This is a genomic window from Anaerovibrio sp. JC8, from assembly GCF_002100115.1.
Lineage (GTDB): Bacteria > Bacillota > Negativicutes > Selenomonadales > Selenomonadaceae > Anaerovibrio.
The window spans coordinates 21399-35642 of the sequence record NZ_ANBM01000003.1 but is presented as its reverse complement, the minus strand read 5'-3'; the positions used below and the strand labels follow the sequence as shown (position 1 = coordinate 35642).

Genomic DNA, 14244 nt, shown 5'->3' with positions numbered 1-14244 from the left:
GCTACAAAGAAATCGATAGCTGTTTTTCTTGAAAACTGCTTGACTTGAAGTAGGCTCTAAATGGTATAGTCAGTATAAAGTGTGAAATGTGTATTTTTAGGAGGAAGCAATATGAAGGTATTAATTATCAATGGCAGTCCCCGGGTGGGGGGTAACACTGCTGTAGCGGTGAATGAGCTGGTAAAGACATTTGATGCCGAAGGCGTGGAAACCGAGGTGGTACAGATAGGCAATAAGGCTATTCGGGGCTGTATTGCCTGTGGCTCCTGCATGCAAAAGGGCAAGTGTGTCTTTGATGATGTGGTAAATGAGCTGGCACCGAAATTTGAAGCGGCAGATGGTCTGGTGGTAGCTTCACCGGTTTATTATGCTTCGGCCAACGGCACCTTGATTTCCTGCCTTGACCGGCTGTTTTTCAGCACCAATTTTGACAAGACCATGAAGGTAGGGGCTGGCATTGCGGTGGCCCGGAGGGGCGGCTGTTCAGCTACCTATGACGAGCTGAATAAATATTTTGGTATCAGCGGTATGCCGATTGCCTCCAGCCAGTATTGGAACAGTGTCCATGGTCGGGAGCAGGGACAGGCAAAGGAGGACGCCGAAGGTCTCCAAACCATGCGGACCCTAGCAAAAAATATGATATTCCTAATGCGCAGTATCGCCCTGGGCAAGGAAAAATACGGCCTGCCGGAGAAAGAGGAATGGCAGCCTACCCACTTTATACGGTGAAGTCAATATTCATGCAAGGCATCTGTATGAGCGTTTGGGGTTCGTCCAGCTTGGGACCATTCCAGGTGGCTTTAAAATGAAGGACGGGCATTATGAGAATATCTGTCCGTATTACCATACGCTTATTTTGAAAAGTATACAATTTAAGCATATTTTTATATTCAATCTAAGTATTTTACATCATTTTATCAATTCTCGTCGAATCGTTGACGGGCGAATTCCGCAAAACGTTTTGCCGCTGGGGACATTTTATCCTTTTTTGGCATGGCAATGCCGATTTCTACCGTTTGTTTGGGTGATAGGGGCAAATAACAGACACCATCCATAAAAGATTTTCCAATAATCGCATTGGTGCACGCTATACCCAGACCAGCGGCGACCATGGCATAGGCGGCATAATTATCTGATGTTGAATATTTGATATGTGGAGTAATACCGTTCCTTTTCAGCATTTGGGAGTTATCTGTTTCCTTGCCCGGATAGAGTTCGATAAAATCCTCAGTGGCAAAATCCTGCACAGGAAAGGTTTTGTGACCGGCTTTTGGGTGATCTGCTGGCAGACAGGCCAGAAGCTGGTCTTTTTTTAATGGAATCCAATCGTAATTGCCCTTTCTGCGGCTGATAATACACAGGTCGGCCTGATGCTCATCCATGGCGCTTATCAGCTCAGTACTGGTTCCTTCAATTATTTGTGCGTCAATTCCGGGATATGTCTGCTGAAAATCGGCAATCAGCTTGGCAAACCAGCTATAGTAGGCGTAATAAGACGTTCCGATTCTTATGGTTCCACGGGCCAATCCAGCAAGCTCACCAGACGCCTGATGAAAGCGGTCGGCCAAAGCCAGTATTTCCTTCATCAAGGGTAAAAGCTGGCGACATTCTTCGGTGGGCACGACTCCGCTGCGGCTCCGTACAAGAAGTGGAAAACCAGCTTCAGCCTCAAGAGTTGCCATCATTCGGCTAATCCCGGATGCCGTATATCCCATTTTCTCTGATACTGCGGTCAGACTTCCTTCATCGACAGCACAAAGCAGTGTGCGAATGCGTTCTGTATCCATATTTTTGCTCCTTATTTTCTTTGATAAAAAATCAATGATATATTGATAAACTTTCATTTTACTCAATACTAAAACTACATTACAATAATGTCAAGATAAGAGAAAATGTGGTGGAGGTGTAGAAAATGCATGGCATCTCGGGATTGAATAATATAGAAATAAGCTTTAAAACTGGCTGCCTGATTATAGTAGCCATGAGCATCGTTCGAGGGTCAGCCTTTTTGTTCTCCAAACAGCTTTTGGGAAGCATTGAGCCGTTAAATTTATTGGGAATACGTTTTCTGTTGGCATTTCTTATACTGTTTATATTTTTTTCTGGAAAAATTGTAGAGGACATCAAGGAAAATCCTCATATTGTCAGTGCTTCTTTTTTGCTGGGAGGCGTTTATTATTTATGCATGACAGCAGAGCTGGTTGGACTACAGTACACTACGGCCTCTATATGTTCTTTTCTGGAAAATAGTGCTATCGTAATAGTACCGGTCATAGAAGCCATATTATTGCGGCGATTTCCTCCACGGGTTATTGCTGTTAGCACAATAATTACCTTTATTGGGATAGGTCTTATTGTCCTTGGCAGCGGGTCGGCCAGTAATGGTATCGGAAATATCAGATTATTCAGCGGTTTTGGAATAGGTGAAATACTATGCATGATAGCTGCTTTTAGCTATGCGGCGGCAATAATTATCACTGATAGAATATCAAAAAAATATGACCCAATGACTTTGGGTATTTTATATGTAGGAGTAATGGGAGTAATGGGATTAATCACATCCTTCATGTTTGAAGCACCTCATTTGCCAGATGACAGTACACAGTGGATAATGCTATTAATCTTGGCTGTTGTATGCACAGGCTTTGGTTTCACTATGCAGCCAATAGCCCAAAAGCCGTTATCATCAGAGACTACTGGTATTATTATTGCTATAAATCCCCTGACCACTGCTGTTCTTGGTTGGCTGTTTATGGGGGATAGCTTGGGAAGTATCGGTATTGTGGGAGCTGTACTCATTTTGTCCGGGATTATTTTGCCCAATATAAACTGGTCAAAGCTTGCACATCCGGGAAATGGTGTGTATCAAAACAGCAACTATCCACGTTAAACTTCATTAAAGTAACAAAATAATGATAAATGACGCTCCAGCCCTTGCCTTTGCTCATGTAGGTGTTACCCTGGGGGGCCGTCAGACTGATTTGGCTGTGGTATTAAATAGTGCCCGTATATTGGCACCGGAGAAAAAACGAGTGGCGGCATAATTAAGTGAAAATAAACCTTTTAACAGCTATGGAGCAATCTGTAGCTGTTTTTATTTGGAAGAATTAATTAACTATCCTATAATTTTTTGGATATGTACATAATAAATGCAGGAATTACTGACGTAAATGTAGAATAAAGAACATAATTTCGTCGTTGATTTTATTTTTTATTGAAAGGATGGTTGTTAAATGAAACAGTATGAGCTTTTCATCAATGGAGAATTTGTTCCAAATGGTGACCGGGAAATGCTGGATGTTATAAATCCAGCAACGGAAGAGGTCATCTCTCAAGTGCCTAAGGCTACAGAAGCTGATGTTGAGGCAGCTGTCGACGCGGCAGCTGAAGCTCAGAAGTCCTGGGGCAAGCTTCCGGCAATTCAGCGTGCCAATTATTTGATGGAATTGGCTGGGCTGGTAAGAGAAAATCAGGAGCTGTTTGCCCGTACCAATACGGAGGAAATGGGCAAGCCGTTGGCACAGTCCATGGATGAAGCAGGCTGGCTTGGTGACTATATTCAGTATTTTGCTGCCATGGCCCGCCATATAAAGGGTGAGATTATTCCATCTGACAGACCTAATGAGAATATTTTCCTTTATAAAATGCCAATTGGCGTTGTAGCTGGTATCATGCCATGGAACTTCCCGCTGTTCCTCATTGGCCGTAAGGTTGCACCTGCATTAATAGCAGGTGATACTGTGGTGTTAAAGCCTTCCAGCGACTCTCCAAATGGCTGCTATGAGTTTGCAAAAATAGTAGCTAAAAGCTCTTTGCCAAAGGGCGTAATCAATGTTGTTACTGGCTCAGGCAGTGTGGTGGGTGATGCACTGTCCGGCAATCCAAAGGTAGCACTTGTTTCAATGACTGGCAGCACCGGTGCTGGCAAGAAGATTATGAAGAAGGCTGCTGACAACGTTACCAAGGTTTCCCTGGAATTGGGTGGCAAGGCTCCGGTTATAGTTATGGATGACTGTAAGCTGGACGAAACCGTGGAACACGTTTATAATTCCCGTATTATCAATTCCGGTCAGGTTTGCAATGCTGCAGAAAGAGTATATGTACAAGAGGGTATTGCAGATAAATTTATCGAAAAAATTATTGCCCGCTTCCAGAAGGCAACCTATGGTCCAGGCTTAGGTGGTACCTTTGATCTTGGCCCAATGGTCAACAAGGCTCAGCAGGAGCATGTGGACAGTCTGGTTCAGAGTGCCATAAAGGAAGGCGCCAAGGTTCGCTGTGGCGGCAAAAAGGCTACTGTTGATGGCAAGGGCTACTATTATGAGCCAACTGTTGTTACAGATTGTACTCATGATATGGCTATTATGCGGGATGAGATCTTCGGACCAGTATTGCCGATTTCCACCTTTAAGACCTTGGACGAAGCCATTGAAAAAGCCAATGACTGTATTTATGGATTGACCTCATCCATATACACTCAGGACTTTGATGTGGTTATGAGAGCCATGAATGAAATCAAGTTTGGTGAAACCTATGTAAACCGCGAGCATTTTGAAGCATTCCAGGGCTTCCATCAGGGCGTTCGTCAGTCCGGTCTCGGTGGCGATGATGGTGAACATGGTTTGGATGAATTCCTTGAGACTCATATTTGCTATGTAGACTATGATTTAAACGCAAAGGGTAAATAATCAATAAAAAATCAAAAAAAATCGGTCCATATTACTCCCGGCTTTGGCTTAGGTGTCAGAGCCGGGAGTTTTGTATTTGGTTTTGGAAATAATTGAAATTCAAATTTAAATTTGATAAAATACAAAAAAGAAAAGCTGAAGGGGGGAAGTAACTATATGCAGCGAAAGAAAAAGATAATTGTTATTCTACTAATATCAATTGTAATGATTGTAACGGTTGCCTTTGGGATGAATAATGGCTGGTTTGGCGGGAATAAAAATGAACATGAATTGGTTTTGTCTGGAAATGTGGATGTGAGAGAAGTATCGCTGGCCTTTAGAGGAAGTGATCGACTGAAGGAGCTGCTGGCTGAGGAAGGGGACGAGGTGAAAATGGGGCAGGTCTTGGCCCGCTTGGATACACGGGAAACCGAGATGAGCATAGGAAAATTAAAAGCAGAAATATTAGCACAGGAAAGCGCGGTAAATTTGCTACATAATGGTACCAGAAGTGAGGTCATTAATCAGGCTAAGGCAAGACTTATTGCCGCCCAGGCAAATTCTGACGATGCCCAGCTTGTGATGAAACGCCGTCAGCAGCTATATTATTCTGAAGCCATAAGTCGGCAGGAATTAGATAGTGCCATATATAATGCACAGGCCGCTGAGGCAGAAAAAGTCGCAGCTAATGAGTCTTATCAAGAAGCCTTGTCCGGTCCAAGGCCAGAGGAAATTCGGCAGGCTGAAGCAAAGCTGGAATCATTAGAACAGGAGCTGGCACGTCAGGAATATCTGCTTTCCCAGATGGAGCTGATTTCTCCAGTAGATGGTGTAATACGTTCCCGTCTGTTGGAGGCGGGGGATATGGCTTCACCATCTCTGCCGGTGTTTAAAATTTCTCTTCACGATAAAAAGTGGATCAGGGTCTATGTAAAGGAAACGGATTTGGCTCGTGTATATGAAGGACAAGGGGCAACCATCTATATTGACAGCCTGCCAGATAAAGGAATAAGTGGGCAGGTAGGATTTATCTCCTCGACAGCAGAATTTACTCCGAAGACTGTTCAGACGGATGATCTAAGAACAAATCTGTTATATGAAGTACGTGTTTATGTTGACGATGTGGAAAATGTGCTTAGAATGGGTATGCCAGCTACAGTCCAGTTGAATATGTAGACAGCGGCTATTATGGGGTGAACAATATGGAATTGATTGTTCGAGCAGATAATTTATCTAAGGTTTTTACTGATAAAAAGGGTAATGTTCTGGCTACTGCCCTAAAGTCAATTAATTTTACCTTGAAGAAGGGGACCTTAACTGCCATCGTGGGACCGGATGGAGCGGGAAAAACCACTTTTATGCGCATGATTGCTGGATTAATTACACCTACCTCCGGCAGTCTGGAAGTATTGGAAATGAATATAGCGGGAAATGAACAGAGGGTTCAGGAGCAAATCAGCTATATGCCGCAAAAATTTGGTTTGTATGAGGATTTATCCGTTGAAGAAAATATGAGCTTATATGCCAGACTGCATGGTATTTCGCCAGATAAGGAAGGGGACCGTTTTGCCCAGCTTTTAAATATGACAGGGCTTTCTTCTTTTACTAAACGACTGGCGGGAAATTTATCTGGTGGTATGAAGCAAAAACTCGGATTGGCCTGTACCTTGGTACGTTCTCCTGACTTACTTTTATTGGATGAACCTACGGTGGGGGTGGACCCGCTGTCCAGACGGGAGTTATGGGAAATATTAGGCCAGCTGGTAAAAGAAGAAGAGCTAAGTGTGTTGGTTAATACTGCCTATATGGACGAGGCTGAGCGCTGCCAGATGGTCTATGTGCTGAATGAAGGGAAGATATTAGCTGGAGCGTCGCCTAACGCAATTAAGCAGCTGGCGGCTGGTCGGTGTTATCGTATGACACCAGAGGATGGTGTTCCCACCAGAGTTTTGCAAGGATTGCTGTTGGATGATAAAGAACACGTGGTGGATGCAGTGCCGGAAATGGGCCGGGTGCGGTTTATCCGCCAAAAGGGAGCGGATGAAAAATATTTTGTGGAAAACTATCCTTATGGCTTTATTCCAGTATCTGAACGGCTGGAGGATGCCTTTATGATTTTGCTTCATGGTGATAGTGCTCAGGCCAATGCCAACAGCAATACTTCAGTAAATGTGGCACCCTTATCCTTGAACGGAAATTTTTCCCTATCGGATGAAATTGATATTGAGGTAAAGGATTTACTCAGAAAATTTGGGGATTTTATCGCTGTGGATAAAACCTCCTTTCAGGTACATAAGGGTGAGGTATTTGGACTGCTGGGCCCCAATGGAGCGGGGAAAACCACCACCTTTCGGATGCTGTGCGGCCTTTTGCCTATGTCCGGGGGATTTTTAAGCGTTGCCGGCGTAAATCTCCGACATGCCCAGACCGAGGCCCGGAGAAATATCGGCTATGTGGCTCAAAAATTCTCTCTGTACAGTGACTTGACAGTGCTGGAAAACCTTTCCTTCTTTGGGGGAGTTTATGGCTTGTCAAAAAAGAAATTGACAGAGCGTATACAGACAGTGTTGCAGGAATTTCATTTAACTGGAAAGGAAAATGTGCCGGCAGGGGATTTGCCGGGAGGCTATAAGCAGCGACTGTCTATGGCCACCGCCCTTTTGCATGAGCCTAAAATACTTTTTCTGGATGAACCCACCAGCGGAATTGATCCCTTGACCAGACGGGATTTTTGGCGCCAGATAACGGATTTATCACTTAGAGGAACTACTATTATCATTACGACTCATTTTATGGAGGAAGCCGAATATTGTGACCGGATTATGATACAGGACAAGGGAAAGCTGCTGGCCATCGGTTCGCCAGAAAAGATACGGGCACAGCAGGGCGGACAGGATATGTCCATGAATGAGGTATTTATCAGCATTGTGGAGTCTTCCAGAAAGGGGGAGCACGGTGAAGAGCATTAATAGAGGTTTTTTTCATCGGCTGCTGGCCCTTATTTACAAGGAATATTTGCAGCTAAGGCGGGATAAAAGCAGTATTCTCATTGGATCAGTGCTTCCTATTATTCTTATTCTGATTATGGGTTATGGAATATCTCTGGACGTAAAAAATATTCCCATAGCAGTTGTATTGGAGGATACATCACCTACCGCAAGGCATGCAGTGAGCTTTCTTAGTGGGTCAGAGTATTTTTCACCGCATTTTGTTACTTCCTTTAAAGAGGCTGAAAAATTAATGGGGCAGCGGCAGGTGGATGCTATTTTGACTGTTCCTCCTGATTTTTCGGAAAAGCTGCAGAAAAGAAAAGGGAATCTTCAGTTGATTATATATGGGGTTAATACCACCACTGCCAATTCGGTTAAAGGCTATGTGGAGGCTGGAGTTCAAAGCTATAATTCAAATTTTTACAAGGGATATATGGCCAAAGGCCTGGTGACTGTAGAAAATAGGATTTGGTTTAACGATGCTAATTCCAGTACCTGGTATTTTGTACCAGGTCTGATAATGTTGATAATGACCTTGGTAGGCGTATTTTTGACAGCCTTGGTCATGGCCCGGGAATGGGAAAGGGGAACTCTGGAGGCCATATTTGTTACGCCCGTGTCGGTTATGGAGCTGCTTCTTTCAAAAATGGTGCCCTATTTTGGCGTTGCTATGGTGGGATTTTTTCTTTGCATTATAGCGTCAAAATTTTTATATGGTATTCCATTGCATGGGTCCTTTGTGATTTTACTCCTTGCCACAATATTATATCTGTCTGTTGCATTAGGGATTGGTCTTATGATTTCATCTGTGACAAAAAGTCAGTTTTTATCATGTCAAATTGCTTTTATGGTGGGCTTTTTGCCATCTCTAATGCTGTCAGGCTTCTTGTTTGATTTGCATAGCGTCCCATCTTGGGTCAGTGCCATTGGACATTTATTGCCGGCTACCTATTATTTGGAGCTGTTAAAGACCTTGTTTTTGGCGGGCAACGAATGGGAAATGATAATCAAAAATTGTACAGTTTTATTCTTTTATGGACTGCTATTTTTAGGGATAGCCATGCATATAACTAAAAAGAGGGTGGAATGATGAACGGCTGGAAATATTTTATCCAACAACTGAAGTGGATGATAAGGAAGGAGCTGCTTTCAACCCTAAAAGATCCTAAGACCAGAGCAATATTGGTAGTGCCAGTTTTTGTGCAAAGTCTGATTTTCGGCTATGTGGCCACCTATGATTTGGATCATGTTCCCTATGCCTTGTTGGATTTAAGTCATAGTCAGGAATCAACCCAGTTAATTGCAAAATTAGACGGAAGCGCAGCTTTCCAGCGAGTAAGAACATTGGGCAATTCCCATGAAATTGCTGATTGTATTGATTCAGGAGAAGCTATGCTGGTGCTTACAATACCCAGTGATTTTTCCCAAAACCTTTCCAGAGGATATATCAGTACAATACAGGTTATAACCGATGGGAGAAATACCATGACTGCTTCTTTGGCGCAAAATTACATTGGCAGTATTGTGGGGAGCTATAATGCCAGCCGCAATAATGGGCTTAATGTGATACAGCTGGAAACAGTTTCCTGGTATAATCCAAATTTCATAACTAGATGGAATTTTTTGCCGGCACTGGTAATAATGCTTAGCTTGGTGCAGGTCCTAATGCTGGGCGGCTTGTCTGTGGCCAGAGAACGGGAGCAGGGGACCTTTGACCAGCTTTTGGTTACCCCCTTGTCTCCGGTACAAATCTTAATAGGCAAGGCAGTTGCACCCATGTTAATTGGTCTTATACAATCAAGTATAGTGCTGCTGATTTGTATATATTGGTTTGAAATACCTATGGCGGGAGATTTATTTCCCATGTATCTCACCATTGGTATATTTATAATAAGCTGTACGGGAATCGGTCTGTCTATATCGGCAATTTCCAAGTCCATGCAACAGGTAATGGTGTATTGCTTTGTGCTATTAATGCCAATGGTACTGCTGTCTGGTTTGGCCACCCCGGTTAATAATATGCCAGAGCTTTTACAGCTGGTGACTTATGCCGACCCGATGAGGTTTGCCCTGGATGCCGTAAGGCGAATTTATCTTGAAGGGGCCGGATTTCTTGATGTATGGCCAGACTATATTCCAATGCTGGTGGTGGCATGTATAACCATGCCTTTAGCCGGCTGGTTGTTTAGAAACAATCTTCAATGAAAGGTCGTGTAGTCATGGGAGAAATAAACTCCGAAAAGATATGTCATGAAGCCAGAGGGGATGGTAACGAAACCAAAGCTCTGCTGATAGAAACTGCTGGAAAGCTTATTGCCCAAAAGGGATATGAAAAAACCACCAGCAAGGAAATTTGCGGGGTTGCCAAGGTAAATGTGGCTGCCATTAATTATCATTTTGGCGGTAGGGATAAGCTATATATTGCAGTGCTGGAACGGGTTCATGAATATCTGTTAAATGTAAGGGAGCTAGAGGCTCTGGAAGAGTCAAAGTCATCCACCGAGGAAGAAATAAGTATTTTTTTGGATATATTAACCAATATGGTTATGCAAAAAGATAATTGGCCAATCCGGGTCTGGATAAGGGAAATTACCGCTCCGTCCGGATTGACCAAAAAAATTGTCAGTGAAAAGGCTGTGCCTAAATTGAAGTTGATGCTGTCAATACTTGGGAACTATACCGGTTTATCCCGTGAGTCTCCTTTATTGTCCAGCTGTTTGATTTCCGTATTAGCACCCTTTGTATGGTTTTTATTGGTGGAACGCAGTGAACTGCAGGAATTAAGGGAAATTGTTCCCATAGATTATGAAAATAGCCAAGTGCCGAAGAATTTTAAAAAATTCGTGCTGGCTGGCTTGCAAGGATTTAAGGTGAACAAATAATTTTATACATATCCTTGCGCCGATTTTTTAATAATGGCAGTTCTTCTCTTATTTTTCCAATATAATCAAGGTCCAGCTCGGCTGTAAGTATGCCCTCCTTTTCATCCAGCACGCCTACAACGTCTCCCCAAGGATTGGTGATAATAGAATGTCCCCAGGAGATATAGCCGGAGGAAGAGTCACGCATAGACGCGCAGCCTACCATGTAAATCTGGTTATCAAGGGCTCTGGCCCGGAAGGAAAGCTCCCAGTGGTCTGGGCCAGTGGTCATATTAAAGACTGCCGGAACAAAAATTAACTTTGCTCCATCATCGACTGTGAGACGGGTAAATTCCGGGAAGCGAATATCAAAGCAGATAATCACTCCCATTTTGCCAAATTCTGTATCAAATACGGTATGGCTGTTTCCAGCAGTGAGAGTATCGGATTCCTAAAAGTTCTGGCCACCTATAATATCTATATCAAATAAATGAACCTTTCGGTGCTTGCCAGTCTGCTTTCCTTGGCGGTCGAAAATATATGAGGTATTGTACACGCTGCCTTGGTCATCCTTTTCCGGTACAGAGCCACCTATAAGGTAAATACCATATTGACGGGCATATTCCGAAAGCTGTGTCCATACTGGTCCGCCATCCTTCTCAGCATATACGGGGAAATTGCTTGTCTGGTAAGGGCAGCAGAACATTTCCGGCAAAACAACAAAATCCGGTTTGTAATCCTTTAGCTTATCAAGGTAGTCCTTTACTGCCCGTACGTTTTCCATTTTGTCAGCTACCGTGGGCATTTGTACTGCCGCAACCTTGATTTTGTCCATATATATCAGCTACTTTTCCCTTTTAACGATTGCAGATGTATACCAGATATACTGCATAACAGATTAGCATGATGATTCCTTCATGGCGTTCAAGCTTCCCCTTTGTATAGCAAAAAAAACATGTCAGAACCGAGAAGCCAAACAGGACGCCGATATCAATGACATTTTCCATGATGAAGGCCATCGGGCTGATAGTGGCAGCGACACCGAGAATCATAAGGATGTTAAATATATTTGAACCCACAACATTTCCGATAGCCATATCAAGCTCGTCCTTTCTTGCAGCTGCAATGGAGGTGACAAGCTCAGGAAGAGAGGTTCCACAGGCTACAATGGTAAGTCCAATCAGATTCTCGGATAATCCAAAGGCACTTGCTATAGTAATGGCAGCATTTACAACCCAGTCACCGCCAAATTTTACGGCAGCGGCACCTCCAATGATGTATACGATGGAAAGAAAAAGGGAAATATCACTTGTATCTTCATTTTCATCATCGGAGCTTGCCTCTTGCTCCAGGCGCTCTTTTCTGGCTTTTTTTACGGATAATATCTGATTGATAATGAAGCCGGTAAAAATAACCAGCAGTATTATACCATCTATATGTCCAAGCTCCATGCCGTTGTATCCGAATATTAAAAGGAGCACGGCACAGCCTAAGGCAAATGGATAATCCTTTTTCATAACAGACTTGCTTACCAAAAGGGGGGTAATAGCCGCCGATGCGCCTAAGACCACCATAAGGTTGAAAATATTTGAGCCGATGACGTTGCTTATAGCAAGGGCGTTGTTGTCGTTTAAGGAAGCTGTTACGCTTACTGAAAGCTCCGGCAGGGAGGTGCCCATAGCTACGATGGTCAAGCCGATGATAAGAGAAGGGACCCGTAGCTTTTTGGCGACAGCTGAAGCTCCGTCAACAAAAAAGTCCGCGCCTTTTATCAGAAGTATAAAGCCCACTAAAAGTAATAAAACTGCTTCTAAGATTTCCATTTTGATTTCTCCTCGCATAATAGGTTTTTTCAGATATAAAAAAGACTTATGCGCACGCAATATAAGCATGCGCATAAGTCTCATTCTTTAAGATCTGCCAGACTGTCCTGCATATAATACAGACAGCCGCGATTGTTGACAAATCACATGATTAATCATAACGATATCACGCGAACTACTCCCCTATGCAACGTTTAGACTGTATCCTAAAATCAGTCTTTTGTCAAAATTATTTTCCTTCCATAGCAACTGCAAGGCTTTTCATGCCATATTGCTTTAAAATAGTTACAATAATAAAATTTAGCACAAAGCAGCCGGCGAAAAAGAACATGGTGTAGGTATAGCTGTGGGTTTGTTCCCAAAAGAAGGAAACGATGGTAGGGCCTACTACACCGGCTAGCCCCCAGGCTGTTAAAATTCGACCATGAATGGCACTTAGTTCCCGGGTACCAAAGATATCGGACAGATAGGCAGGCATCCATCCCCACAATCTGCTGAGCCATAGGAGATGCTACTGCCAACAGGCCAATACCACAAGTGATATTGACAAAGAATATCCACCACAATGCACCAAATTGCCATGTTTTAATGGCCTCACCGGCAGTAAAGCCATGGTAGATAGCCTTTGCAGCTGATTCATTGCTGGCAGCAGGAGGCTTCAAATAAAGGGCTGAAGCTCCCATTACCAGCATATAGATAACACCCATAATTATGAAGTTGTTTATAAGGCCATATGTAGCAGTCAGACTTTGCATAACAGGACCAGCAATAAGGGCGGCAAAGCCAAAGCCCATAATGGCCAGCCCAGTGGCAAAGTCTCGATGATTTGGAAAATATTTAACCAGTGTAGAAACTGGTGTGATATAGCCTACACCAAGGCCAATTCTGCCTATCACTCCATAAAACAGGTACATGGAAGATTTTTCTTCTAAAGAAGAAAAATTTGAACAATGGCGTTATAACAAAAGTGTTGGTGTGGAAAAATAAGAAATAACCTATTGGCAGGATTATTTTCCTTTATGTCGAAATACGAAGTAAGTCTTATGATACGGGAAGGACGGTAGCCATGCAAAAAAAAGTTGTATTGATACATAAAGGAAAATCCTTCATGCTGGGCACTATTGCCAAGAATCTGGCTGATGGCGGTTACGTTGTGATAGATGCGGAACCTACGGTGGAGGATATTGGTGCCCATAAGGGCGAAACGGATTTATTTATACTGTATCTGGGTGAATACGTGGATGATGTTGCCAGCACGCTGGTGTATATAAAGGATATTTGTACCGAGGAGGACAAGCTGCTTATTGTTATTGGCACAGCAACTGAGCTGGAGGTGGCCAACAGGAGTATTCCGGCGGCCTTGATATCCGCCACCTTTGAGCGCCCATTTGATATGAAAAAGCTGGTGGCACAGGCGGATTGGCTGTTGGAGGCCAATGACGATCTGGCAAAGCGGAAGAGTATTTTGCTGGTGGATGATGACGGAACCTTTTTGAAAATGGTTAAGGACTGGCTGTCGTCCAAGTATAGGGTCACTATAGTGACCTCAGGGGCACAGGCTCTTATGTATATTGCCGAGAACCGTCCGGATTTAATTCTTTTGGATTATGAAATGCCCGTTACCTCCGGTCCGCAGCTGCTGGAAATGATTCGTAGCGAAACCAAGGTGGATTCAATTCCTGTGATTTTCCTGACGGGAAAGGGCGACCCTGAGAGTGTTAAAAAGGTACTGGCCATGAAGCCTGATGGGTATCTGTTAAAGAGTCAGGACCGGGCAAAGCTCATTGCGGCGGTGGATGATTTCTTTGAAAAGCAAAAATTTAAAAAGCTCCATGATGATAAAGTGCTGTGAGCCTTCTCCCTTTGGAGAAGGGGCCAAACTGTGCGAGGCGAATGAGGTAAA

General features: G+C 43.5%; 13 protein-coding genes and 1 pseudogene. 10 read left to right on the top strand and 4 right to left on the bottom strand.

Annotated elements, in window-relative coordinates:
* The first annotated feature begins 111 nt into the window (after positions 1–111).
* Positions 112–729 carry a flavodoxin family protein gene (locus tag D081_RS03185; protein WP_085022692.1) on the top strand — a complete coding sequence of 206 codons (618 nt, stop codon included), beginning with the start codon at positions 112–114 and terminating at the stop codon, positions 727–729.
* Positions 730–917: 188 nt separating this feature from the next.
* Here D081_RS03185 and D081_RS03175 read toward each other — a convergent pair whose 3' ends face one another.
* Entirely contained in the window at positions 918–1787 is an 870-nt protein-coding gene (locus D081_RS03175) for a LysR family transcriptional regulator (RefSeq protein WP_158087538.1), read from the bottom strand.
* Positions 1788–1930: 143 nt separating this feature from the next.
* Between D081_RS03175 and D081_RS03170 the strand changes: the two genes are divergently transcribed.
* The 8 genes from D081_RS03170 to D081_RS03140 all read left to right on the top strand — a co-directional run bounded on the left by D081_RS03170 (position 1931) and on the right by D081_RS03140 (position 10539).
* Positions 1931–2890 carry a DMT family transporter gene (locus tag D081_RS03170; RefSeq protein WP_158087537.1) on the top strand — a complete coding sequence of 320 codons (960 nt, stop codon included), beginning with the start codon at positions 1931–1933 and terminating at the stop codon, positions 2888–2890.
* Positions 2891–2912: 22 nt separating this feature from the next.
* Positions 2913–3044, top strand: a complete 132-nt coding sequence (locus D081_RS13000) for a hypothetical protein (RefSeq protein WP_255375006.1) — start codon at positions 2913–2915, stop codon at positions 3042–3044.
* A 189-nt stretch (positions 3045–3233) separates the two neighbouring features.
* Positions 3234–4688 (top strand): aldehyde dehydrogenase, encoded by a 1455-nt coding sequence (gene aldA, locus D081_RS03165; protein ID WP_085022689.1) that lies wholly within the window; start codon positions 3234–3236, stop codon positions 4686–4688.
* Positions 4689–4844: 156 nt separating this feature from the next.
* Entirely contained in the window at positions 4845–5843 is a 999-nt protein-coding gene (locus D081_RS03160; protein WP_085022688.1) for an efflux RND transporter periplasmic adaptor subunit, read from the top strand.
* Positions 5844–5869: 26 nt separating this feature from the next.
* Complete coding sequence (locus tag D081_RS03155) at positions 5870–7636, top strand: ATP-binding cassette domain-containing protein (RefSeq protein ID WP_085022687.1); 1767 nt, start codon at positions 5870–5872, stop codon at positions 7634–7636.
* Positions 7623–8747 (top strand): ABC transporter permease, encoded by a 1125-nt coding sequence (locus tag D081_RS03150; protein WP_233127410.1) that lies wholly within the window; start codon positions 7623–7625, stop codon positions 8745–8747. Before D081_RS03155 ends, D081_RS03150 begins: the two co-directional genes overlap by 14 nt.
* A complete protein-coding gene (locus D081_RS03145) occupies positions 8744–9862 on the top strand; it encodes an ABC transporter permease (protein WP_233127409.1) in 1119 nt (372 codons plus the stop codon). Before D081_RS03150 ends, D081_RS03145 begins: the two co-directional genes overlap by 4 nt.
* Positions 9863–9876: 14 nt before the next feature.
* Positions 9877–10539, top strand: coding sequence for a TetR/AcrR family transcriptional regulator (locus D081_RS03140; RefSeq protein ID WP_085022684.1), 663 nt, complete (start codon positions 9877–9879; stop codon positions 10537–10539).
* Here the strand turns inward: D081_RS03140 and D081_RS12895 are convergent.
* The 3 genes and pseudogenes from D081_RS12895 to D081_RS03125 all read right to left on the bottom strand — a co-directional run bounded on the left by D081_RS12895 (position 10523) and on the right by D081_RS03125 (position 13255).
* Positions 10523–11353, bottom strand: a pseudogene (locus D081_RS12895) (carbon-nitrogen hydrolase family protein). The gene D081_RS03140 and the pseudogene D081_RS12895 sit on opposite strands and share 17 nt — an antisense overlap.
* 22 nt (positions 11354–11375) lie before the next feature.
* Positions 11376–12341 carry a calcium/sodium antiporter gene (locus D081_RS03130; RefSeq protein WP_085022683.1) on the bottom strand — a complete coding sequence of 322 codons (966 nt, stop codon included), beginning with the start codon at positions 12339–12341 and terminating at the stop codon, positions 11376–11378.
* A 212-nt stretch (positions 12342–12553) separates the two neighbouring features.
* Positions 12554–13255, bottom strand: a complete 702-nt coding sequence (locus D081_RS03125; RefSeq protein ID WP_233127408.1) for an MFS transporter — start codon at positions 13253–13255, stop codon at positions 12554–12556.
* 152 nt (positions 13256–13407) lie between these two features.
* Here D081_RS03125 and D081_RS03120 point away from each other — a divergent pair, with 152 nt between their 5' ends.
* Positions 13408–14193, top strand: coding sequence for a PleD family two-component system response regulator (locus tag D081_RS03120; RefSeq protein ID WP_085022682.1), 786 nt, complete (start codon positions 13408–13410; stop codon positions 14191–14193).
* Positions 14194–14244 lie beyond the last annotated feature (51 nt).